We start from the raw sequence: 22,531 nt of genomic DNA, 5'->3' as shown, positions 1-22,531 counted from the left end.
GCTTGTGCGGGCCCGATGCGGTTGGCAGATTCCGGCCAAGCAATCCGGCCCCAGTGGAGAAACTGATGCTCGACGAAGCGGAATTCGACCGCGACGACGCAGCCCCTATCGACATGCTCGAAAGCTATTTCGCCGCGCATGGCTGGACGCACAGCCGCGAAGAAGACGAGATCGTGGCGAAGGTGAAGGGCAGCTGGACGGAGTATGAGCTGCGCGCGATCTGGCGCGAGGACGATGGCGTGCTCCAGTTCCTCGCCTTTCCGGATATCCGCGTGGCCGACGAGCGCCGCATGGCGGTGTACGAGACGATCGGCCTGGTTAACGAGCAGCTCTGGATCGGCCATTTCGAGCTCTGGTCGCAGAGCGGCATCCTGTTGTTCCGCCACGCCGCGCTGATCGACGGCGAGGAGCCGACGCTCAGCCTGGCCCAGGCCGAGCTGCTGGTGGAGAGCGCGATCGACGAGTGCGAGCGCTTTTATCCCGTGTTCCAGTTCGTGCTGTGGGGCGGCAAGACCCCGCAGGACGCGCTGGCTTCCGCGCTCATCGAAACGCAGGGCGAAGCGTGAGCGCCCTGCCCCCGGCCAGTCTCTGGCTGGTCGGCTGCGGCAACATGGCGGGTGCGATGCTCCGCCGCTGGATCGATGCAGGCACGGTGGACCCCGCGCGGGTCTTCGTCGTCAATCGCCAGGACCGCGCGCTGCCCGAAGGGGTGCGCCAGGGCCGGGCATTCCCCGAAGGTCCGCTGCCCGATGCCGTGATGCTCGGCATGAAGCCGCAGCAGATCGACGAGATCGCGGCGGCGCACGGCGCCCGCATCGCCGGGGTGCCGCTGCTCATTTCCATTCTCGCCGGCGTCGAGCTGGCTTCGCTCGCGGACCGGTTCCGGGCCGGGGCGATCGTGCGCGCCATGCCCAATCTGCCGGTGGCGATCGGCAAGGGCGTGGTCGGACTGGCGGGCGGCCGCAGCGAGGCCCTTGACGCGCTGATGCGGCCGCTCGGGCTGGTCGAATGGGGCGACGAGGCGAGCCTGGACCGGCTCGGCGTGCTCGCCGGGTGCGGGCCGGCCTTCGTCTATCGCTTCATCGACGCGCTCGCTGCCGCCGGCACTTCGATCGGGTTTGGCGAGGAGCAGGCGCTGCGTCTCGCCATCGCCACGGTGGAGGGAGCGGGGCTGCTCGCCGCCCAGGCCGACGCACCGCCCGCGGTGCTCGCGGATCGGGTTGCCAGCCCGGGCGGATCGACGCGCAAGGGGCTCGACGTGCTCGACGCCGATGGTGCGATCAAGGCGTTGCTGCGCGCCACGCTCGATGCCGCCGCGAAGCGCAGCGCCGAAATGGCTGCGGCCGCCCGGCGCTAGACCGGAACGCCCGCCCGCCTCCGCCGTTGTTGCGTGGATAGCGTGACATCGGAGGCGTAGCATGACGACCACCACCGCGACCCGTGACAGCAAGGGCCGCTTCACCGGCTCGAAGCGGACGCGCCCGACCAGCAATCTCGGCGTGATCGCCGGTGCCGCCGCGGGCGGCATGGCGCTGGGCGTGCTCGCGCTGCTCGGCCGCAAGGCAGTGGTGCAGGCACCGACTGCACTCGCCGGCAATTGGGACGAGGCGCTCGCCACCGAGCACGAAGCGGTGCGCAAGGTCTTCGACCAGATCGAGGCCACCGACGAGCATTCCTCCACCAAGCGCAACTTGCTGCTCGCGCATCTGAAGCATGCGCTGACGAAGCATGCGGTGGAGGAGGAGAATGTCATCTATCCGGCGCTGCGCGAGGCCGGCCAGCGGGATGCCGCCGATCAGCTCACCAAGGAGCATGGCTATGTGAAGCAGTATCTCTACGAGCTGGAGAACATGCCCACGGCGTCGCCCGACTGGATCGCCAGGCTCCACCGGTTCCGCGGCGAGATCGAGGCGCATATGGAGGAAGAGGAACTGCGTCTCTTCCCGATGCTGCGCGCCCAGTTGAGCGACGAGAAGAACCGGGCGCTGACGCTGGCGATGAACCGGGAAGGGTTCAAGGTGGCATGAGGGCGGCGGTGCGCCCCTCGCTTGGCGGGGCGGGTGAAGGGCGCCGATCCGATGTCCGTATGGCACCCCGTCAGGTTCCCGAACGAGGGCCGGAGCGCCTGGAGGCGCCCCGGCCGCCGGGTCATCGCAGCAACCAGGCCCAGGCTTCGCCGATTTCGTGATCGATATCGGTCCCGATCCTCCGAAAGCCGAGCCCGGCGAGAATGCGCGTCGATGCGTTCTCCTCCGGCATCGTCTTTGCGTAGAGTTCGATGCCCGGCGCGTGGCGCCGCGCGATTTCCACCAGCTGCCTGGCGGTTCGCGTGGCCACGCCCCTGCGCTGATGGTCGGATCGCGTGAAATAGGCGATCTCGACTCGGTTGCCGGCAGGAGGGCCGACAAATGCGCCTCCGCCGACAGCCGTGCCGGACAGCACGGCAATGTATCCGATCCAGGGAGGATCGAAGCCCAGTTGATCGTACAGTGCTGCGGTGGCCGTACAGGCCTGGTCGATTTCGCGCGTCCGCTCGCACGACGACGCGATGCTTCCATCACGCGCGCAGGCGACGAGCTCGAATTTGTCGTCCGACATTTCTTGATCTCACATGCCAAAGGTGCCCGCCGCGTTCGCGGCGAAGCTGATCCGGGTTCGGACGGGAGCAGATGCTCCCGGACCTTAGGCAGTGACGGACAGAGGCAAATCCAAGTCGATGAGCCAGCAGGGTAGCGGGCGCGGGGAAGCTCCGCAACTGTGGCGATACGGGCGGCGCCGCTCCGCGCTACCAGCGATATTCCATAGCGACGTCGCAACGGGCATACCGGCCGCCATATAGCCGCATGATCTCCCCAGAATGCTCGAAGCCCAGCTTCTCGTAGAGATGGATGGCAGCCGCGCATTTGCGGTTGGTCAGCAGATAGAGGCGCTCCATGCCGATCTCGCGGGCGCGATCGAGCGTCGCGGCAAGGAGGAATTCGCCGGCCTTGCGGCCGCGCGCAGCCTCGCTGACGCCCATCTTGGTCAGTTCGAAGATGCCCTCTTCGATCTTGATGAGCGCACAGGTGCCGACCACTCCGGAATCGGGCGTCTCGACGAACAGGATCTCGCCGCCGCGATCGATGATCAACTCGCGCGGGCGGGTGAGGATCTGGACGTCATTCTCCTCCAGGGTGAACATCGCCTGCACCCATTCGGCATTGATGCGGTGGAAAGCCTCGGCGAGATCGTCCGAATAGGACCGGATATTCAGCGCCTGCGGGATGTTCCGCACGCGGGCATCCAGAGACTGCCGGTCGAGCGCCGTCTCGATCTGGCCCACCTGGTCGAGGAACGACCCGTTCAGGTCTGCGCAGAGTTGTTTCACGGCCGCATCCACGCGCGGCCATATCATCGGCTTGGCCCGTGCCATCATCGCTTCGCCGGCGCTCGACAGGCGGATCGTCTTCTGGCGAAGATCGGTTTCGTCGCGGGTCGTCTCCACCAGTCCCATCGCGACCAGTCCCGCAAGCGTGCGCGTGACGACGGGTTGGCTGACGCCCATCGCCTCCACTGCTTGTCCGACCGTGAGCGGGCCATAGCGATCGATCGCCGCGAGCATCGGGAACTGCGCCGGCTGGATCGGCAGTCCCACGTCGCGCAGGACGCGCCCCGCGCCCGCCTGCAGGCGTTCCGCGAGGCGCTTCAGGCGGCTTCCGAGAAACAGGTCGCCGAGATCTTCGAGCACGTCCGCCATCGTTCGGGCCTCATCAATATAGCAAGATATATATCATGCTATATTGATGAGGCGGCTGCAAGCACGCCTCAGCCGGCCTGGATGGAGGACTGATATTGTCCAAGCGGGATGCGCCCCGAGCAGGTCCGGGGCGGCGGTGAGGAAGTGGCCGCGGCCGGCTTGCAGCTCGAGCGGTTCAGCGCCCCAGCGCCGCCACTCGCTTGCGCTCTTCCTCGGGCACCAGCCCTTCGAGCACGGCCCAGAAACCGCCCACCGCCCCCTGTCCGGCACTCGAATAGGCATTGGCCATCTTCTCGCGCAGTGCGTCGAACAGCTCGCCTTCCAGCTTCGCCCCTGCGGGGGTGAGCCGCAACAGGCGCTGGCGCCGGTCGCGGTCGCCGGTGCGGGTCTCGACGAAGCCGCGATCGGCCAGCTCGGTCAGCACCCGGCCGAGCGATTGCTTGGTGATCGCCAGGATCGCGAGCAGCTCGCTCACCGTCAGGTCCGGCTTGCGGGCAATGAAATAGAGCGCGCGGTGGTGCGCGCGGCCCAGGCCCTGCGCCGCCAGCCCCGCGTCGATCGATCGAGTCAGATGGGCGTAGCCGAAGTAGAGCAGCTCCACGCCGCGCCGGATCTCGGGCTCGCGCAGGAACAGCGGGGAGGCAGGAATTGGGGCAGCCATGTTGACGCTTTCTGCCACCGCGCCTAACCCGCTGCAAGCCGGTCCGGCAGAGTCGAAGGCGAGTGCTATGGAAGACACCACCATCCTGGATTTCGAGTTCGAGGCGCATCCCAACCCGGTCAGCGACGGCGACCGTGCGGCGGTGCTCGCCAATCCGGGTTTCGGCAAGGTGTTCACCGATCACATGGCGGTGATCAAGTACAGCGCCGACAAGGGCTGGCACGATGCGAAGATCCTGCCGCGCGGCCCGATCCAGGTCGATCCGGCGACCGCGGTGCTCCATTATGCACAGGAGATCTTCGAGGGGCTGAAGGCCTATCGCTTGCCGGATGGCGGCGTGTCGCTGTTCCGCGCCGACGAGAATGCCCGCCGCTTCCGCGAATCCGCCGAGCGGATGGCGATGGCGCCGCTGCCGGACGCGCTGTTCCTGGATTCGATCCGCCAGCTGGTCCGCATCGACCAGAAGTGGATCCCCGAGATCGAGGGCGGCTCGCTCTATCTGCGTCCCTTCATGTTCGCGAGCGAGGTGTTCCTGGGCGTGAAACCGGCCAGCGAATATCTCTACATGGTGATCGCCTCGCCGGCGGGTGCCTATTTCAAGGGCGGTGCGCCGTCGGTGACCCTGTGGGTCTCCGAGCATTACACGCGCGCTGCTCCCGGCGGTACGGGCGCGGCGAAATGCGGCGGCAACTACGCGGCCAGCCTGGTCGCGCAGAAGGAAGCCATCGACCAGGGCTGCGACCAGGTGGTGTTCCTCGACGCGGTCGAGAACCGCTATGTCGAGGAGCTGGGCGGCATGAACGTGATGTTCGTGATGGACGATGGCTCGATCGTCACGCCGCCGCTGGGCGGCACGATCCTGCCCGGCATCACGCGCGATTCGCTGATCACCCTGGCGCGCTCGCAGGGAATCGAAGTGCGCGAGGAACGCTATTCGATCGACCAGTGGAAGGCCGACGCCCAGAGCGGCAAGCTGCGCGAGGCCTTTGCCTGCGGCACTGCCGCGGTGCTCACGCCGATCGGCAAGGTGCGTGGGCGCGGCTATGAATTCGTGATCGGAAATGGCGGGCCGGGCATCCTCACCGAGAAGCTCAGGGGGGATCTGGGCGGCATTCAGCGCGGAACCGCGCCGGACCCGCACGGCTGGGTTGAACGGCTGTCCTAAGTCCCTATAAGCGCGCTTCCCGCTGGGGCGTAGCCAAGTGGTAAGGCAACGGTTTTTGGTACCGTGTACCGAAGGTTCGAATCCTTCCGCCCCAGCCAATGAAGCGAATGCTTACGCGAATGTCCGCCTCTCATGGGCGGACATTCCGCGCCTCAGATTTCGCTACTGCTGAAGCGCGCAGCCGAGCCGTTGTCTCGGCATGGGTTTCCATCATCCGACGGCTTTCACGGCCGGGTCCCCCGGAGACCCGGTCTCCGGGGGAGGGGCAACCCCATCGTTACAGGCGCAGCGAGACACCGGCGACGATCTGTCGGCCGAGCAGGTCATAGCCCATGATCGTGTTGCCGCGCAGCAGGCCGATGCGCGAACGGCTGTCCGGCACGATCGGCGGGTCGCGATCGAAGATGTTGTTCGCGGCAAGCCGGAACGTCATCCGCTTGGTGACGTCGAAGGTGAGCGCCAGGTCGAACCAGTCATAGGCCTTGATGCCCGGGAACTGGTCCCGCCGCTGGCTGGGGTCCGCCGTCGGAATGCCGGTGCTGGCCGGCGCGTACACGTCGAGCGGCATGCCCGCGCGGTGCCGCCAGTTCACGGAAACGCTGGCGATGCGCTCGGGCAGGATCCAGGTGGTGCGCATCTGGTGCGCCCATTTGGGCATGCTCTCGCCGCACGAATTGCCCCAATAGCCGACGCAATCGCGCGACACCGCGGTGGGCGATGCCTGCGAGGCGACCCGCGTCATCAGCGTGCCGTTGAAGCTCAGTTCGAGGCGGCCGACCGAACCCATGCCGACATCATATTGTCCCTGGAAGTCCCAGCCATGCGACTGCGAGCGATAGCCGTTCGCCGAACCGCGCGCGACCCAGCCCGTGGCCGGGCGCGTCGCTGGCGAGCTGTACAGCGTGCCGTTCGCATTGCGGACGATGGCGCGGCAGAAATAATCGTTGCCGGTGCTGAGGCAGTCGTTGATCAGGTTCTGCGGCTGGAGGAAGTCAAGCTGGTCCTCCAGGTCGATCAGCCAGCGATCGACCGAGACGGTCAGCCCCGGCACGAAGCGCGGGCGGAACACCACGCCGAACGTCTTGGTGTATGCGGTTTCTGGCTTCAGGTTGAAGCCGCCTTCGCGGACAGTGCAGCGATCGTCCGGGCAGATCAGCGTGGTGCTGCCATAGAGGTTCGCCGGCAGGCCGGTATTGGCGCATTGCTGCTGGGTCGCAGCCGGGGCGATGCGCGGTCCGCCGGGGTTGGCCGGATCGATCCGGGGCGCGCAGGGGTCCGCATAGAAGCCCTGGTTCCAGAAGATGTTGGACGCGCTGGCAGCGGTGCCGACGCCTGGGGCTGCCTGTGCCTTGTTGTACGAAGCACGGAAGCTGATGTCTTCGACCGGCGACCAGATGCCCTCGATCTTCCAGGTGCCGAACTTGTTGTCCAGGCGGTTGTATTTGGACAAGCGGTAGCCGGCGTTCAGCTGGAGCAGCTTGGTCCAGGACCGGTTCTCGACCAGCGGCGCCTGGATTTCGCCAAAGGCCTCCAGGATGCTCTGGGTGACGCGCTGGTTCGTGCCGCCGTTGTTCTGCTGGTAGATCTCGTTGACGATGGTGCGTTCCATCTCCTCGCGATATTCGCCGCCCAGCGCGATCGCGATGCCCTGTTCGGCGAGGGGCGAAGTGATGCCGTACTTGCCGAGATCGCCGCTGATGGTGCCGATGAACTGCAGCAGGCGCGGAATGCGCGTGCTGATGCCGCCGGTGGCGCCACCATAGAGATAGTTGTTGAGCGCCGTATCGTTGTTGAACGGTGCAAAGGCGTTGAACGGCACGCAGCTCTTGTCGGTGCCGTTGACCACGGAGCGGCAGGTCGGGCGGCCGTTGACGTTCACCACGTCGAGCGAGCGGTTGACGTTGTCGAACTTCGCGAACGGCACGTCGATGGTGTCGAGCTGGGCGCGCGAGAGCATGCCCGCCACGTCATAGGACCAGACATCGTCCAGCACGCGGCCGCGCAGGCCGGCGACGACGCGATAGCCCGTGTTGGTGAACTGCTGGCGAACCAGCGGCATCCCATCGAAGCGATAGCGCACGTCCAGTGGCGCGTACTGGCCCGCCATGCCGGCGTTCGCGCCGCACAGAGTCTGCGCCTGCGACGCCGAGAGGAACGGGTTGTCGCAGTTCACCTGATAGGGCGTGCTGCCATAGACGCTGTACGAATAGGTGCGGTTGAGCTGCGTGTTGTACGACTTGTCCCGATACCACAGCACGTTGCTGTACAACTCGATATGGTCGTTCAGCTGCGCGGTCAGGAAGCCGCCCGCGTTGACGCGGTTGAACGGCCGCTGGAACGCCCAATCGTCATAGGGATTGGCCGAAGCGCCCGCCGGGCCGCTGTTGATCGGAATGAAGGTGCCGTTGCCGTTCGGGTTGTTGACGAGCGTCGTCCCGCTGCTGGCGCCGGCGCGCGGGATGATCGTGCCGGCCGGCGTATAGGTCGCCCGCGAGCAGGAGAGCGGCGAGGTGTTGCTCGTCGTCACCACTTCGCACACGGCGTTGGCGCGGTCGCGCAGGCGGACCAGGCTCGATTGGCGATAATCGACAAAGGTCGAGATGTTGACGCGGTTGTCGAACAAGTTGGTGCCGGCGGCGAGGCTGACATCGGCACGGCCGCCATCATTGGCCGAGCCGCTGGCTGGATTGAACCCCGCCCGCTGCGCGGCGTCGGTCACCGCGCTGGAACGGTTGCTGTGGTTGAAGAAGCTGTAGTTGCCGTCGATGCGGATGCCGCTGAAATTCTTCTTCAGGATGAAGTTGACGACGCCCGCGACCGCGTCCGAGCCATAGACCGAGGAGGCGCCGCCGGTCAGCACGTCGATCCGCTCGACCAGCGCGTTCGGGATGATGCCTACGTCGACCGTGTTGGGCAGGCCGATGCGCAGCCCGTCGATCAGCATCAGCGTGCGCTCATAGCCCAGGCTGCGCAGCTTGATGCGCTGGCGGCCTTCGGAGTCGCTGAAATTCTGTTCGGAGTTGACCTGCACCTGCGGCAGGCGGTTGACCACTTCCTCGATCGTGGTCGCGCCCTGTGCGGCGATCTCGGCGGCGGTGGTGGTGATGATCGGCGCGGCCGAACGATTGTTCAGGCGAACGATGCGGGTGCCGGTGACGACGAGGGAGCCCTCGTCCCCGGCGTTGGCAGTGGAGTCCCTGCCAGTTTCCGGCACCGTGTCCTGTGCCATTGCGGGCGTGGCGAGCAGCACGGCGAAACAGGTCGAACTCAGCAGCAATGCATTGGATTTCTTCATTACTTCCCCCCTTGGAAATCGGTTCGAGTCATTTGGCCGCGGCGCGCTTCCTCAAGCTTTCGGCGGCTCGGATCCGCGTTCGCCCCGCAAGGTCGGTCGCGGCAAAGGTGAAGCCGGGCTCGAGCGCGAAGGCGCCGATCCGGCCGCGATGGTCGATCGCGAGAAAGGCCACCTGCGCGTCGCGCACCGCGTCGCCGCGGAGCCTGGCGATGTGAAGCACGGCCTCGCGGCAGGCGGCCTGGGGCGACATGCCGGCGCGCATCGACGCGACCACGCGCGCGGACCCGGCGATCCGGGTAACTTCCTCGCCCACGCCGGTGGCGGTGGCGCCGCCGACACCGGCTTCGACGAACAGGCCCGAGCCGGCCTGAGGCGAATCGCCGACGCGGCCGCGCAGCTTGAATGCCATGCCGGAAGTGGTGCAGGCGCCGGCGAGCCGGCCGCCGGGTGCGCAGAACAACATGCCGATCGTGTCATGGTCGAGCGCCGATCCGCGCTGGTTCTCGATATTGGCGACCGGCTTGTAGCGGGCGGTTTCAAGCCAGTCATGCCACGCCTTCCTGGCTTCGGGCGTCGGCATCGCCACTTTGTCGAAGCCTTCGGCCTCGGCAAAGCGGTGCGCGCCTTCGCCGACCAGGAAGGTGTGCGGCGTCTTTTCCATCACTCGGCGCGCCACCGAAATCGGATGCGCGAAATCCTCGAGCGCGGCGACCGCGCCGACATTGCCGCGATCGTCCATGATGATTGCATCCAGCGTCACATGCCCGTCGCGATCGGGATAGCCGGCATGGCCAACCGAATGATTCTCGGGATCGGCTTCGGGAACACGGGCGCCGGCTTCGACTGCGTCGAGCAGGCTGCCGCTCTTACGCCACTGGGCGTAGGCCGCGGCATTGGCGGGGGCGCCGAAATCCCAGGTCGACAGGATCAGCGTGCGTTGCGTAGGGCGGGCGAGCGCAGGCGCGGCGACGCCTGCCATTCCCAATGCCATTGCGCCGCGGCGAGACGTTTCCATCGCTGAACATCACCCCAATGACTTGGCCGTCCGGCCGCGACCCTCCCGTGCCGGGGCGCCGGTGCCAGGGCCCGATTGCAGTAAAGCTGTCATAGGTGAAAATCTATTTCAATTCCAAAAGGGATGCGGACGTCATGTGTCGCGAACATCCCGCATGGCAGTTGCAAAATTACGCCACTCGCGCCGGGGCGATGGTCGTGGCGCGGTGGGTGGGCGGTTTCGGCTCGAGGGCGCCCCTTGGCACCGGGCGAGGCATGCCATGTTCGCGCCAGGGGCAAGCCTCGCGCGGCAGGTTAAGGTGTGATACTTTACAACATAACATATTTGTTGCATCGCGGCGGCCGTGACTGGCAGCCGCCCGAATCGCTTGCGCGAAACGAGGATGCAGCGTGGCGGGTATCGAACCGCGACGCGGTGGGTGCTCCTCTGCGTCCTGCTGCTCGCGTTCGTCTGGCAAGGCGCCGTCGTCCAGACGCACAATCACTTCGATCGCGGCGTCGTGCTGGGCGCGGCGGATTCGGGCTGGACTGGCATCGGCAAGGCAGCGGATCGCCAGGCGCCCGCGGATTCTCCGGCGAACTGTCCGATCTGCAGGGAAGTGGCGAATGTCGCGGCGGTGCTGCTTCCCGCGTCCGTCTCGCTTGCCGCACCGGCGCCGGTCGCATTCCATACCGCACCGGCGCACCTGCCCATTCTATCCTTTTTCAAGCCCCCGAGGACCGCGCGAAGCCGGGCGCCACCATTGCCGCTCCAGACCTAGGGAATCCGGACCGTCCAGCGCGGCGCAGTCTTGCGCCGCACTCCGCGTCCCGGTTCCACCTGCGAAAAAAACCAAGGTTCTCGGAGTCTATTTCCATGCGTCATCTGTTCCTGCTGAGCGCAGCCACGCTCGCGCTCGCCATCCCCGCCGCCGCCCATGCCGCCGGTCCCGACAGCAACAAGTCGCCCATTCCCCCCGCCAATCCGGCGGCAGCAAACGATGCCGGCCCGGACGGGCAGAGCACGGCCAGCAATCAGGGCAACGAGATCGTCGTCACCGGCATCCTGCCGACCAGCGAGAAGGATGTGCTGGCCGGCACTTCGGTCATTTCGGGCGAACAGCTCACTCGCGATCTGCGCCCCAGCATCGGCGAGACGCTGTCCAAGCAGCCCGGCGTATCGGCCACTTCCTTCGGCCCCAGCGCCTCGCGGCCGATCCTGCGCGGCTTCCAGGGCGAGCGCGTCCGCGTGCTCACCGACGGGATCGGCTCGATCGACGTCTCGAACACCTCGGCCGACCATGCCGTGATCATCGATCCGCTGCTCGCCGAACGCATCGAGGTGCTGCGCGGTCCGTCGGTGCTGCTCTACGGCTCCTCGGCGATCGGCGGCGTGGTCAATGTGATCGACAAGCGCATCCCGCGTGCGCTGCCCGAGAACGGCTATGACGTGGACGCCATCGCCACCTATGGCTCGGCCGCGAAGGAGCGCTCGATCGCCGGCGCGGGCGATGTCGCGCTGGGCGGGCACTTCGTCTTCCACGCCGACGGCTCCTATTCGAAGAGCGACGATCTGAAGATCGGCGGCTATGTGCTGAGCCCCACGGCCCGGGCCCAGGCGCTCGCCGCCGCGGCGGGCCCGACCACGCCCGACGATCCCGATTTCGCGCTGACCGCGAGGCTGAAGGGCAAGCTGCCCAACACCCAGGCCGAGACCTGGACCGCGGGCGCCGGCCTGGCCTATGTCAGCGACAGCGCCAATATCGGCGTGTCCTATTCGCATTATGACAGCCTCTACGGCGTGCCGATCCGCTATGCGCTGGCTTCGGGCGAAGGGCAGGAGGCACCGCGCCTCGACGTGCTCCAGAACCGCTTCGATTTCCGTGCGGACATCGACACGGGCGGCAGCTTCATCGGCAAGGTCCGCGCCCGCGCCGGCTATGCGAATTATCGCCATTTCGAGCTCGAGGAGGATGGCGCGATCGGCACCGCCTTCTACAATAAGGGTTTCGAGGGGCGGCTGGAACTGGTGCAGGCCAATCGCGGCGGCTGGCAGGGCGCGTCGGGCGTCCAATATTATCATCGCAACTTCAACGTGGTCGGCGACGAGGCCTTCCTGCCGCAGAACAATACGAGCCAGATCGGCCTGTTCACGCTGCAGCAGTTCGATTTCGGCAAGCTGCGCGCCGAGGGCGGGATCCGCTACGAGCATAGCAGCCTCCAGTCGAACCCCGCGGCGGGCGACCTGCGCTTCCCCAATGCGAAGCGCAGCTTCGATGCCATTTCGGGATCGGCCGGGCTTTCCTATGCCCTGTCCGACGATGTCCGCATCGGCATCAACGCCTCGCGGACCGAGCGTGCGCCTTCGGGCGAGGAGTTGTTCGCGAATGGCGGGCATGCGGGCACCCAGGCCTGGGAGCTCGGCAACCCGAATTTCGGGCTGGAGAAATCCTGGGGCCTCGAGACCACGCTGCACATCCACAAGGACGGGTTCAGTTTCGACGCCTCGGCCTATTATGACTGGTTCAACGGCTATATCTCCGAGAACCAGGTCGCGCAGAGCGTCTGTCAGGCGGCAGCGGCGCCGAGCGGCCGCGACGTCGATCTGCCCTGCTTCCAGTTCCAGCAGGTCAAGGCCCGCTATTACGGGCTCGAGGGCGACTTGTCCGCCCGGCTCGCCCGGATCGGCGACTATGCGATCAACTTCGACGTGCTGGGCGATTATGTTCGTGCCAGCCAGGGCAATAATGGCGATCCGGTGCCCCGCATCCTGCCGCTGCGCGTGCTGGGCGGCCTCGAGGCGCAGTCGAGCCTGCTGACGGCCCGCGTCGAAGTCGAGCATGTCTGGGCCCAGGACCGCATCGCCGCGTTCGAGACGCCGACCAACGACTATACGCTCACCAACGCCTCGTTGAGCATCAGGCCCTTCGCGGAGAACCGGAAGATCTCGCTGACGCTGAGCGCCAACAACATCTTCGATGTCGATGCGCGGCGCCATTCGAGCTTCCTGAAGGATTTCGCGCCGCTTGCCGGCCGGGATCTGCGGGCGACGCTGCGGCTCGGCTTCTGACGGGCCCGGCGGCGCGCCGGAAACGGACGCCGCCTGGCCGCCCCTTCGGCTTGGAGACACCGCATGCGTTGCGATCCGCACGCAAGCCGGACCCGTACGATCGACCTGGTCGAGCGCGCGGCGGTCGGCGCGTCCCTGCTTTGCCTGGTCCATTGCGCCGGGCTGCCCCTGTTGCTCGCGGCGCTGCCGGCATTGTCGCGGATGGTGGCGATACCGGAGGCGCTGCACCTCTGGCTGCTCGCCTTCGCCATCCCCAGCTCGGCGCTGGCGCTGATCGCCGGCTATCGCCGCCACGACCAGCCGGAGATACTGGCGCTGGGCGGGGCCGGGTTGGCCCTGATGGCCGCGGCGGTGCTCCTCTTCGCCGAGAGCGCCGCGGAAGCGCCGGTGACGATCGCCGGCAGCCTTTGCCTCGCGGCGGCGCATATCGGCAACTGGCGGCTGCGCCATCGCGGCCATCGCCATGGCTAGGCGCCGCGCGGGCGAACTGGCCGAGCGGATCGTGGCGCTGCTCGCGCAGGCGCCCGGTCCGCTCGGCGGCCTGGAACTGGTGGAGCGATTGCGGGACAGCGGCGATCCGGCGGCCCCCAGCCTGGTATTCCGGGCGCTGCGGCAGCTGGTCGGTGCCGGCAAGGTGCAGAAGCTGCTATTGGCGCGGGGCTATCTGCTGCGCGACGGCGACCAGCCGCTCTACCTGCATTGCACGCGTTGCGGGGTGATCCTGACGGCGCCGGGCGAGGATATGCGGGCTGCGATCCAGGCGGCGGCGGCACGCGTCGGTTTCCGGACGCATCGGATCTTCGCGGAGCTTCCGGGCCGCTGCGCCGATTGCGTCCGAAGGCGCGACTAGCGCGCCACCCGGATCAGGGAAGGACCCGGTGGAGCCGCAGCCAGGTGAGGAACAGGTCCGGCCATTGCGAAACCTCGGTGCCGGGTTTGCCGGCGCCCCAGCTATGCCCGCCCTTCTCGAAGACATGGAGCTCGACCGGCCGTCCGACCGCGCGCATCGCCGCGAACATGCGCAGCGAATGCTCGACATTGGCGATCGGATCGTCGGTGGCGTGCGCGAGGAAGACGGGCGGCGTATCCGGCCCCACCTGTGCCTCGACCGAATAGGCGTCGCGATAATCGGGCAGGACCGAGAGCTTCTTGCGCGTCTGCGTCGTGTCGATCGGCGGGCGCATCGACACGACCGGATAGATCATCCCGGCAAAGGCGGGGACGGCGCTCAGCCTGTCGGCTTCGTCCTGCGGCGGATAGAAGTCATGGCCGCCGCGCGTCGCCATCATGCCGGCGAGATGCCCGCCGGCCGACATGCCGACCACGCCGATCCGCGCGGGATCCAGGCCCCAGCGCGCGGCGCCGGCCTTGAGCAGGCGAAGCGTGCGCTGCGCGTCCTGGAAGGGCGCGTCCGCGTTCCAGCCGTCGCCGGGCAGGCGGTAATAGAGGATCACCGGCGTGATCCCCGCCGCCGCCAGCCTGGCCGCCACGTCCCTGGCCGAGCCGATCTGGATGCGGAAATAGCCGCCGCCGCCCAGCAGCAGCGCGGCCGCGCCATTGGGGTGCTTCGGCCGATAGACTTCGTAGCGCGGCTCCGAGATGTTCGAATAGGAGCCGGTCTGCCCGCCCTCATTGCCGACCTTCTCCGGGCCCGCGGGCTTGCCGAAGCCGGGCGCCTTGCCCGGCCACACTGCATGGACTTCGGGCGCCCCCAGCCCGTCCTGGGCAAGGGCGGGACTGGCCGCGGCGAGAACCGCGGCCAGGAGGGAGAGGAGGAACAGCCGCATCAGAACCTCTTGCCGATCGTCATGTAGAGATAGCGGCCATAGGGGCTGTAGAGCGAGCCCAGATAGCCGTCGGCGGTAATCGGGGGCTGCTTGTCGAAGAGGTTGCGCGCGCCGATGCGGATGCGCGTGTCGTCCAGCACGCCGCCCTTGAAGCGATACTGGGTGTAGAGGTTGAAGGTCACCTGGCCCTCGAGCTTGTACGGCTTGCCGTTCGCATCGAGGAAATTGGTGTCGTAGACCGTACCGATATAGTTGGCGAAGGCGCCGATCTGCCAGCCGCTCTTCGACCAGGTGAGCGAGCCGGTGACGCGCCACTTGGGCTTGCCGCGATCCTCGATCAGATCGCGCGCGTCGGTGAGCGGGGTGGCGGCGTTGATCTGGCCCGCAGTGCGCGCGTCGAACAGGGCCTGCACCGCCGGCGGGGTATCGCGCGAGAACTTGGTCAGCCGCGCACCGTTGAGCGCCAGGTCGAACTTACCGATGCCGGTGCGGACATTGTAGAGCAGTGCCACGTCGACGCCCTGCACCGTCTGCGGCAGCAGGTTGACGAACTGGTCATTGATCCGCGTGACGACGCCCGCCGGGGCCAGGCCGGTGCCGGTGAAGACCGGCGTGTCGTCCGCCGTGGGCGCGGCGCGGATCACGTTCGGGTTGCTCGATCCCTGCAGGCGCAGGAGATAGTCGAGCACCAGCGCATTCTGCGCGCCGAACTGGCCGACGATGCCGGTCTGCTTGATCGACCAGAAATCGGCGGTCAGCGTCAGCCGCCCGGCGCTTTCCGGGATGAACTTGGGCTGGAGCACGGTGCCCAGCGTCCAGCTGGTGCTGTTCTCGGGCTTGAGGTTCGGATTGCCGCTGACGAAGATCGAATAGCTGATGCCGCGCGAGCAGGCGCCGTAATTGGCGATGCGCCCGGCGCGCAGGTCCGCCTCGCAGCGATAATAGTCGGTGTTCGAGTTCAGGCGCGAATAGGCGACGGTGTTGGTCTGCTCGAGGTTCGGCGCGCGGAAGCCCTGCGACCAGGAGCCGCGGATGCGCAGGCCGTCGACCAGGTCCCAGGCCGCGGCGACCTTGGGCTTCGCCACCGAGCCGAAGTCGCTGTAATGCTCGTAGCGGCCGGCGAGCTGGACATCGAGGCGATGGACCAGCGGCACGTGCATCTCGGGCGAGACCACCGGCACGGCGAGCTCGGCAAAGGCCGAGAAGACGGTGCGGGCGCCCCGGGTACTCGGCGTCGGGCTGACGGCGGCGACGTTCGAGAGGTTGGTCTCGCCGGTCACCATGTCGACGAAGCCGATCGTGCCGTTCAGATTGGGATCGCGATCGTCGCGCTGCGTCTCGCGGCGACCCTCCACGCCGAAGGCAACGCCCAGATTGCCGCCCGGCAGGGCGAGCAGCCGCGCGTTCGACATCTTGAAATCGGCGAGCGCGAGCGTCGTCTTCGAGCGGCGCCGGAGCTCGAACTGGAAGGAATCGATCGTGGTCGACGAAGCCGGCGAGCAGTCTCCCACGCTCGGCGTCGCCGCGCAGCCGCCGCTGAACGGATTATAGGCATCGGGCGTCGACAGCGCGAGATTCTGCTGCAGCTTGGTCATGTTGATGGCGTTGGAGACGTCGGCCGCCTGCGCTTCCGAATAGAGGATCGCGCTGTCGAAATCGAAGCTGCCGATCTGTCCCTTCACGCCGCCCAGGAAGCGCGACTGCCAGTTGGTGACGTTCACTTCCTGCTTGCCGGCATCGACGAAGCGATAGGTGGAAAGGCGCACCGCCAGGCCGGCGGCAGGCACGTTGGTGAGGCCGGAGATGCGGTTGGGGTTGGGCTGGCCGTTGATCGTCGTCGGACCGAACGGGTTCCAATAGTTGGAGGCCGGGATGACGATCGCGTTGAGATTGATCGTCGGCGGCTGGATGCGGCGCGTCTCGGCATAATAGAAGCCCGCCTCGCCATAGAGCGTGACGCTGTCCGAGATGTCGTAATGCGCGCTGGCGAAGCTGTTGTAGCGGTTGATGCGCGGCGAGACCGTCGTGCCGGGACGCGTGTCGAAACGCTCCGAGCGCAGCGTCGATGCCGTCGCGCGGGTGCCGCTGCCCAGGCAGGTATCGGCGCTGAGCGTCACCAGGCAGCCCGGATTGGCGGCCGACTGGGTGTGGAAGGCGCCGGCCGACGAAGTGAGCGCCTGGTTGCCGGGGCTGCGGCGGATCGTGCCGGGCCCGTTGACGACCGCCAGGTTCGCCCAGGGCGACTGAGTGGCGCGCCCGTCGGCGGCGAGGTTGCCGGCATAGGCGGGATCGTCGGCGAAATAGGACATGAGATTGTCCGTCGCCGTATAGGGCTGGTCCTCGGCGAGCTGCGCGGTGCGGCGGGTATAGTCGAGGTACAGCGAGACGTTGCCGCGTCCGCCGGCGAAGTTGCTGCCCGCCGTGCCGGTCACCTGGAACTCGCGGCGATGCGTGCCCTCGGCCCCGCCATAGCGAAAGTCGAGCGAGCCGCCATGGATGTTGGTCCTGGTGACGGTGTTGACCACGCCCGCCACTGCGTCCGCGCCATAGATGGCGGCGGCGCCGTCGCGCAGGATCTCGAGCCGCTGGATGCCCGCCACCGGCAGCGAATTGGCGTTGTAGCCCAGCACCGGGACGTTGCCGTCGCCCGCCTGGCTGGTGGGATGGTTCACCAGGCGGCGGCCGTTGAGCAGCACCAGCGTGTTGCCGACGCCCAGGTTGCGCAGATTGATCGAATTGACGTCGCCGCGCGCCGCGTTGCTGGTCTGCGGGTTGTTCGATTCGTTGAACGTCACGTCGCCGGCCTGCGGGATCGAGCGGAACAGCTCGTCGCCCGAAAGCGCGCCGGTGGCGTCGATCTGGTTGGCGTCGATCACCGAGACGGGCAGGGCGGCGGTGGTGCTGGCGCCCTTGATCTGGGTGCCGACCACGACGATCTCCTCGGTCGCCGCCGGGGCTTCCTGCTCCGCTTGCGCGCCCTGGCTCGCCGGCGCCCGCGCTTCCTGCGCCTGCGCCGCCTGCGCGATCATCAGCGCGCCGAGCGCGCTGCCCGCCGTCAGGACGATGTGCCGATATCCCTTCCCCATGTGCTCTCTCCCTGATTTATTTGTTCTAGGTCTTCTGATTTCGAAAGGGTGCGACCCGAGAGCGCCGCATCCAGCGCGGCGCGATCGAGCTTGTTCTCCCAGCGCGCGACGACGATCGCGGCCACGGCGTTGCCGACGAAGTTGGTCAGGCTGCGGCACTCGCTCATGAAGCGATCGACGCCGAGGATCAGCGTCATGCCCGCCACCGGCACGCTCGGCACGATCGACAGCGTCGCCGCCAGCGTGATGAACCCGGCGCCGGTGACGCCGGCCGCGCCCTTGGAGCTCAGCATCGAGACGAGGACGAGCAGGATCTGCTCTTCCCAGCTCAGGTGCACGCCGGTCGCCTGGGCGATGAACAGCGCGGCGAGCGTCATGTAGATGTTGGTGCCGTCGAGGTTGAACGAATAGCCGGTGGGCACGACCAGGCCGACCACGCCCTTCTCGCAGCCGGCGCCTTCCAGCTTGGCCATCAGGCTGGGCAGCGCGGCCTCGGACGAGGAGGTGCCCAGCACGAGCAGCAGCTCCGCCTTCAGATAGGCGAGCAGGCGCAGGATCGAGAAGCCGTGCAGCCGGGCAACCATGCCCAGCACCACCAGCACGAAGAAGAGCGAAGTGGCGTAGAAGGTCCCGACCAGCCAGACGAGGTTGCCGAGCGATTCGACGCCGTATTTGCCGATGGTGAAGGCCATCGCGCCGAACGCGCCGATCGGCGCGACGCGCATCAGGATGCCGACGACGCGGAAGACGATCAGGGCCACGCGCTCGACCAGATCGAGCACCGGCTCGGCGGGCTTGCCGACCAGCACCATCGCGACGCCGAACAGCACCGCGACGAACAGCGTCTGCAGGATCGAGCCCTCGGTGAGCGCTGAGACGAGAGTCGTTGGGATGATCGACATCAGGAAGCCGGTGATCGTCGTCTCGTGCGCCTTGTGCGCAAAGTCGGCGACCGCGCCGGCGTCGAGCGTGCGCGGATCGACGTTCATGCCCGCGCCTGGCTGGACGACATTGGCGACGATCAGGCCGATGATCAGCGCGAGCGTGGAGAAGAACAGGAAATAGCCGAATGCCTTGGCGGCGACGCGGCCGACCGAGCCCAGCTCGCGCATGCCGGCGATCCCGCTCACCACGGTGAGGAAGATCACCGGTGCGATCACCATCTTCACCAGCTTGATGAAGCCCTCGCCGAGCGGCTTGAACGATTCGCCGACGGACGGCCAGAAATGGCCGATCGTCACGCCCAGCGCGATCGCCACGAGCACCTGGAAATAGAGGTGCCGATAGAAGGGCTTGCGGGCAGCGATGGGCTGCCCGTCGGGGATCGACTGGATGATCATACTCTCCTCTCGTCGCGCCGGCATGGCGCGCGCGGCCTCTTGTGCTCGGGCCTTGGCCGTGCACCATATCCGTCTCTCCACGGCTCTCCAGAGCTTCGGCTATTTCGGAGTAAGTATTTGGATTACATATATTATTATGGAATTGGCTCTCGCCGGGTCGCGGAAATGCGTGTGAAAATCCGCGCGGATTTTCATGGAATGTGCGATAAGCCGCACAAATGAGTGTATCCGCGCCGCTTCGCTACCGGCATCTGCTCCTTGCGTGTGCGATGATCGCCATGATCCTGCTGCTCGCCTGGGCAGGCAGCCGCTGGGCTACGGGGCAGGCGCGCGCTTCCGCCGATGCGGTGGCGCGGCAGACGGCGCGCGCGCATGTCGGGCTGCTCAATTCCGAGCTGCAGAAGTTCCGGCTGCTGCCGCTGGTCCTCAGCGAGAATCCGGAGATAGCGCCGGCGCTGCGCGGCGGCGATCCGGTGGCGCAGCGTCGCCTCAACGCCACGCTGGAGCTGCTCGCGGCGCGCACCGATGCCGCGGTGATCTATGTCATCGATCGCCATGGCAAGACAGTCGCGGCGAGCAACTGGCAGCTGCCGACCAGCTTTGTCGGCCAGGTCTATGGCTTCCGGCCCTATTTCCGCGACGCGATGGAGCGCGGCGCCTCGGAGCTGTTCGCGCTCGGCACGATCAGCGGCCGGCCCGGCCTCTATCTCGCGCGCCGGGTCGATCGCGGCGGGCAGGCGCTCGGCGTCGTCGTGGTCAAGGTCGAGTTCGACGATGTCGAGACGGCCTGGGCGCGGGCGCCGGGCATCACCATCGTCACGGATGCGCATGGCGTGATCCTGGTCACTTCGATCCGGGGCTGGCGCTTCCAGGCGACGCGGGCGCTCGACGCGGCGACGCTCGCCGATGCCCGCCGTACGCTGCAGTTCGGATCGCAGCCGCCCGGACGCGCGCCGCTGACGATCGACGGGGCTGCGGCGAGCGTCGCGGCGGGGGGCAAGGCGCAGCGCTATCGCGCCGCCGCCGAGCCGGCGCCGCTGGCGGGCGCACACCTGATCCATCTTGCGCCGCTCGAGCCGCCGCTGGCCGCGGCGCGCACCCAGGCGCTGCTGATCGCGCTGGCGATCCTGCTGACCGCGGGCATGCTGATCGGCTTCGCGCTGCGCTCGGCCGAGAAGCGCCGCCTGCAGCGCCACCACCAGGCGCGGCTGGAAGCGGAAGTGGAACGGCGCACCGCCGAGCTGCGTGATGCCAATGCCCGCCTGATCGTCGAGTCCGAGGAGCGCATCGAAGCCGATCGCCGCTATCGTGCGGCGCGCGAGGAACTGGCCCAGGCCAGCCGCCTGGGTTCGCTCGGCCAGATCACTGCGGGCGTGGCGCATGAGATCAACCAGCCGGTGGCGGCGATCCGCACCTTTGCCGAGAACGCCTCGACCTTTCTCGATCGCGCGGCGCCCGACAATGCGCGCGCCAATCTGAAGCAGATCGTCTCGCTGACCGAGCGGATCGGCACGATCACTTCGGAGCTCCGCGCCTTTGCCCGGCGCAAGACGCCGGTGGAGGGGAATGCCGAGCTGGGTTCGATCCTGGACGGCACGCTGCTGCTGCTCGGCGAGCGCGCGCGCGGCGTGGTGGCGCTCAAGATGCCCAGGGGGCTGCGCCAGCTTGTCGTTCGGGGAGACCGGATCCGGCTCGAGCAGATCCTGATCAACCTGCTCCAGAACGCGCTCGACGCAGTGCAGGGCATGAAGGAGGCGCGCGTGCTGGTGGAGGGCGCGCGGGATGGAGACGCGGTGCGGCTGTCGGTGATCGACAACGGGCCCGGCGTCGATCCCGAAATCGCGGACACGCTCTTCTCGCCCTTCACTTCGGCCAAGCCGGGCGGCCTCGGTCTCGGCCTGGCGATCGCCCGCGATATCGCGCGTGAGTTCGGCGGCGATATCGCGCACACGCCTGGTCCGGGCGGTGGCGCCGCATTCCACCTCCAGCTGAAGGCCGCCTGATGTTTGCGCCCGACAATCCCATCGTGATGTTCGTCGAGGATGACGAGCAGCTTCGGCTCGCCACGGTCCAGACGCTCGAGCTGGCCGGGCTCCAGGTCCTGTCGTTCGATCGCGCGGCGGCGGCGCTGGCGCGGCTGACGCCGGACTTCCCCGGCGTGGTCGTCTCCGACATCCGCATGCCCGGCATGGACGGGCTGGAACTCCTCGCACGCATCCGTGCGATCGACGGCGACATCCCCGTGCTGCTCGTGACCGGGCATGGCGACGTGCCGATGGCGGTAGCGGCGCTGCACGACGGCGCGTTCGACTTCATTCCCAAGCCCTTCGCCGCCGAGCGGCTGCTCGTGGCCGTCCGCCGCGCGCTCGATCGCCGTGCGCTGGTCATCGAGAATCGCCGCCTGCGCGCCGCCGCCGCCATTGCCGCGCAGGAGGAGAGCCCGCTGATCGGCGAGAGCCCGGCGATGGTCCGGCTGCGGGCGATGATCGGGCAGCTGGCCGAGACCGATATCGACATCCTGCTCGAAGGCGAGACCGGCACGGGCAAGGAGCTGGTCGCGCGGATGCTGCATCGGAGCGGCCGCCGGCGGGGCAAGCCGTTCATCGCGGTCAATTGTGCGGCCCTGCCCGAGGGGATCGCCGAGATCGAGCTGTTCGGCCACGCCGCCGACAGTGTGCCGCATACCCGGCTGTCGCGCACCGGGCGCATCGCATCGTCGAGCGGCGGCACCCTGCTGCTCGACGAGATCGATTCGATGCCGCTGGCGATGCAGGCGCGCCTGCTGCGCGTGCTCGAGGAGCGCGAGGTGCAGCCGATCGGCGCGGAGCGCCCGGAGCCGGTGGACCTGCGCGTGATCGCAACCGCCAAGGGGGATGTCGCCCAGGCCGTCGCCGAGGGGCGGTTCCGCGCCGACCTCTATTATCGCCTGGCGACGATGCGGCTGCGCGTGCCGGCGCTGCGCGAATGCACCGGCGACGTGTTCCTGCTGTTCGCCGCGTTCATCGAAGAGGCGAAGCAGCAGCTGGGCGTGAGCGATGTGGCGCTGGATGCGGCGGTGCACGCCCATCTCGCCGGGCATGGCTGGCCGGGCAATGTGCGCGAACTCAGGAATTTCGCGTTCGAAGTGGCGGCGGGCCGGAGCTTTCCCGGCGCCCAGGGCCCGAACGGCCAGGCGGATCTTCCGGCGCGGGTGGCGAAGTTCGAGGAGAATCTGATCCGCGACGCGCTGCTGCGGCATGACGGCCGGGTATCGCTGACGCTCGCCGAGCTCGGCGTCCCGCGCAAGACGCTGTACGACAAGATCGCCCGGTTCGGCATCGACCTGGCCGAGATCAGGCGGGCGGGCCGGGCCTAGGACGGCCCGCGCAGCCTGGGCTGCGCGGGTTGGGGACACGGGG

18 protein-coding genes and 1 tRNA gene are annotated in these 22,531 nt (G+C 67.6%); 11 read left to right on the top strand and 8 right to left on the bottom strand.

Features of this window, described 5'->3' with window-relative positions; translation table 11 throughout:
• Positions 1–62 precede the first annotated feature (62 nt).
• From FFS08_RS09880 to FFS08_RS09870, 3 genes are all read left to right on the top strand, one after another.
• Positions 63–566, top strand: coding sequence for a type III secretion system chaperone family protein (locus FFS08_RS09880; protein ID WP_455431369.1), 504 nt, complete (start codon positions 63–65; stop codon positions 564–566).
• Complete coding sequence (locus tag FFS08_RS09875) at positions 563–1,357, top strand: pyrroline-5-carboxylate reductase family protein (RefSeq protein WP_502702019.1); 795 nt, start codon at positions 563–565, stop codon at positions 1,355–1,357. Before FFS08_RS09880 ends, FFS08_RS09875 begins: the two co-directional genes overlap by 4 nt.
• Positions 1,358–1,418: 61 nt before the next feature.
• On the top strand, positions 1,419–2,027 hold the full coding sequence (locus FFS08_RS09870; RefSeq protein WP_137864558.1) for a hemerythrin domain-containing protein: 609 nt from the start codon (positions 1,419–1,421) through the stop codon (positions 2,025–2,027).
• A 121-nt stretch (positions 2,028–2,148) separates the two neighbouring features.
• Here the strand turns inward: FFS08_RS09870 and FFS08_RS09865 are convergent, their stop codons facing one another.
• The 3 genes from FFS08_RS09865 to FFS08_RS09855 form a co-directional block, all read right to left on the bottom strand.
• Entirely contained in the window at positions 2,149–2,598 is a 450-nt protein-coding gene (locus FFS08_RS09865) for a GNAT family N-acetyltransferase (protein ID WP_137864559.1), read from the bottom strand.
• 187 nt (positions 2,599–2,785) lie between these two features.
• Positions 2,786–3,736 (bottom strand): bifunctional helix-turn-helix transcriptional regulator/GNAT family N-acetyltransferase, encoded by a 951-nt coding sequence (locus tag FFS08_RS09860; protein WP_137864560.1) that lies wholly within the window; start codon positions 3,734–3,736, stop codon positions 2,786–2,788.
• Between the two features lie 175 nt (positions 3,737–3,911).
• Positions 3,912–4,397: a MarR family transcriptional regulator gene (locus FFS08_RS09855; protein WP_137864561.1), complete on the bottom strand. Its 486-nt coding sequence runs from the start codon at positions 4,395–4,397 to the stop codon at positions 3,912–3,914.
• Positions 4,398–4,464: 67 nt separating this feature from the next.
• On the opposite strand from FFS08_RS09855, the gene FFS08_RS09850 reads away from it, so the two are divergent.
• Both FFS08_RS09850 and FFS08_RS09845 read left to right on the top strand, forming a co-directional pair.
• Complete coding sequence (locus FFS08_RS09850) at positions 4,465–5,562, top strand: branched-chain amino acid aminotransferase (protein ID WP_137864562.1); 1,098 nt, start codon at positions 4,465–4,467, stop codon at positions 5,560–5,562.
• Positions 5,563–5,585: 23 nt separating this feature from the next.
• A tRNA-Gln gene (locus FFS08_RS09845) sits at positions 5,586–5,660 on the top strand.
• A gap of 179 nt (positions 5,661–5,839) precedes the next feature.
• On the opposite strand, the gene FFS08_RS09840 is transcribed toward FFS08_RS09845, so the two are convergent.
• Together FFS08_RS09840 and FFS08_RS09835 are read right to left on the bottom strand one after the other, a co-directional pair.
• On the bottom strand, positions 5,840–8,857 hold the full coding sequence (locus FFS08_RS09840) for a TonB-dependent receptor domain-containing protein (RefSeq protein WP_249341253.1): 3,018 nt from the start codon (positions 8,855–8,857) through the stop codon (positions 5,840–5,842).
• 28 nt (positions 8,858–8,885) lie between these two features.
• Positions 8,886–9,836, bottom strand: coding sequence for a glycosylasparaginase (locus FFS08_RS09835; protein WP_249341254.1), 951 nt, complete (start codon positions 9,834–9,836; stop codon positions 8,886–8,888).
• 454 nt (positions 9,837–10,290) lie between these two features.
• Between FFS08_RS09835 and FFS08_RS09830 the strand changes: the two genes are divergently transcribed.
• The 4 genes from FFS08_RS09830 (at position 10,291) to FFS08_RS09815 (ending at position 13,770) form a co-directional block, all read left to right on the top strand.
• The gene (locus FFS08_RS09830) at positions 10,291–10,632 is read left to right on the top strand and encodes a DUF2946 family protein (RefSeq protein ID WP_171015339.1); all 342 of its coding nucleotides are present in this window, start codon (positions 10,291–10,293) and stop codon (positions 10,630–10,632) included.
• Positions 10,633–10,727: 95 nt separating this feature from the next.
• Positions 10,728–12,920, top strand: a complete 2,193-nt coding sequence (locus tag FFS08_RS09825) for a TonB-dependent receptor (RefSeq protein WP_137864565.1) — start codon at positions 10,728–10,730, stop codon at positions 12,918–12,920.
• A gap of 63 nt (positions 12,921–12,983) precedes the next feature.
• Positions 12,984–13,391, top strand: coding sequence for a MerC domain-containing protein (locus FFS08_RS09820; RefSeq protein WP_137864566.1), 408 nt, complete (start codon positions 12,984–12,986; stop codon positions 13,389–13,391).
• The gene (locus tag FFS08_RS09815; protein ID WP_137864567.1) at positions 13,384–13,770 is read left to right on the top strand and encodes a hypothetical protein; all 387 of its coding nucleotides are present in this window, start codon (positions 13,384–13,386) and stop codon (positions 13,768–13,770) included. The genes FFS08_RS09820 and FFS08_RS09815 overlap by 8 nt, the downstream gene beginning before the upstream one ends.
• A 13-nt stretch (positions 13,771–13,783) precedes the next feature.
• Here FFS08_RS09815 and FFS08_RS09810 read toward each other — a convergent pair whose 3' ends face one another.
• The 3 genes from FFS08_RS09810 to FFS08_RS09800 are packed head-to-tail and all read right to left on the bottom strand — an operon-like array spanning position 13,784 to position 19,133.
• Positions 13,784–14,707, bottom strand: a complete 924-nt coding sequence (locus tag FFS08_RS09810) for an alpha/beta hydrolase (protein ID WP_137864568.1) — start codon at positions 14,705–14,707, stop codon at positions 13,784–13,786.
• The gene (locus tag FFS08_RS09805; protein ID WP_137864569.1) at positions 14,707–17,793 is read right to left on the bottom strand and encodes a TonB-dependent receptor domain-containing protein; all 3,087 of its coding nucleotides are present in this window, start codon (positions 17,791–17,793) and stop codon (positions 14,707–14,709) included. The genes FFS08_RS09810 and FFS08_RS09805 overlap by 1 nt, the downstream gene beginning before the upstream one ends.
• The gene (locus tag FFS08_RS09800; RefSeq protein ID WP_137864570.1) at positions 17,763–19,133 is read right to left on the bottom strand and encodes a dicarboxylate/amino acid:cation symporter; all 1,371 of its coding nucleotides are present in this window, start codon (positions 19,131–19,133) and stop codon (positions 17,763–17,765) included. Before FFS08_RS09800 ends, FFS08_RS09805 begins: the two co-directional genes overlap by 31 nt.
• A 269-nt stretch (positions 19,134–19,402) precedes the next feature.
• Here FFS08_RS09800 and FFS08_RS09795 point away from each other — a divergent pair, with 269 nt between their 5' ends.
• Together FFS08_RS09795 and FFS08_RS09790 are read left to right on the top strand one after the other, a co-directional pair.
• A complete protein-coding gene (locus tag FFS08_RS09795; RefSeq protein WP_171012550.1) occupies positions 19,403–21,136 on the top strand; it encodes a sensor histidine kinase in 1,734 nt (577 codons plus the stop codon).
• On the top strand, positions 21,136–22,488 hold the full coding sequence (locus tag FFS08_RS09790; RefSeq protein WP_137864572.1) for a sigma-54-dependent transcriptional regulator: 1,353 nt from the start codon (positions 21,136–21,138) through the stop codon (positions 22,486–22,488). Before FFS08_RS09795 ends, FFS08_RS09790 begins: the two co-directional genes overlap by 1 nt.
• Positions 22,489–22,531: the final 43 nt, after the last annotated feature.

It is taken from the genome of Sphingomonas sp. 1F27F7B (assembly GCF_005503355.1).
Lineage (GTDB): Bacteria > Pseudomonadota > Alphaproteobacteria > Sphingomonadales > Sphingomonadaceae > Sphingomonas.
This window is presented reverse-complemented; position numbering and strand designations above follow the sequence as displayed.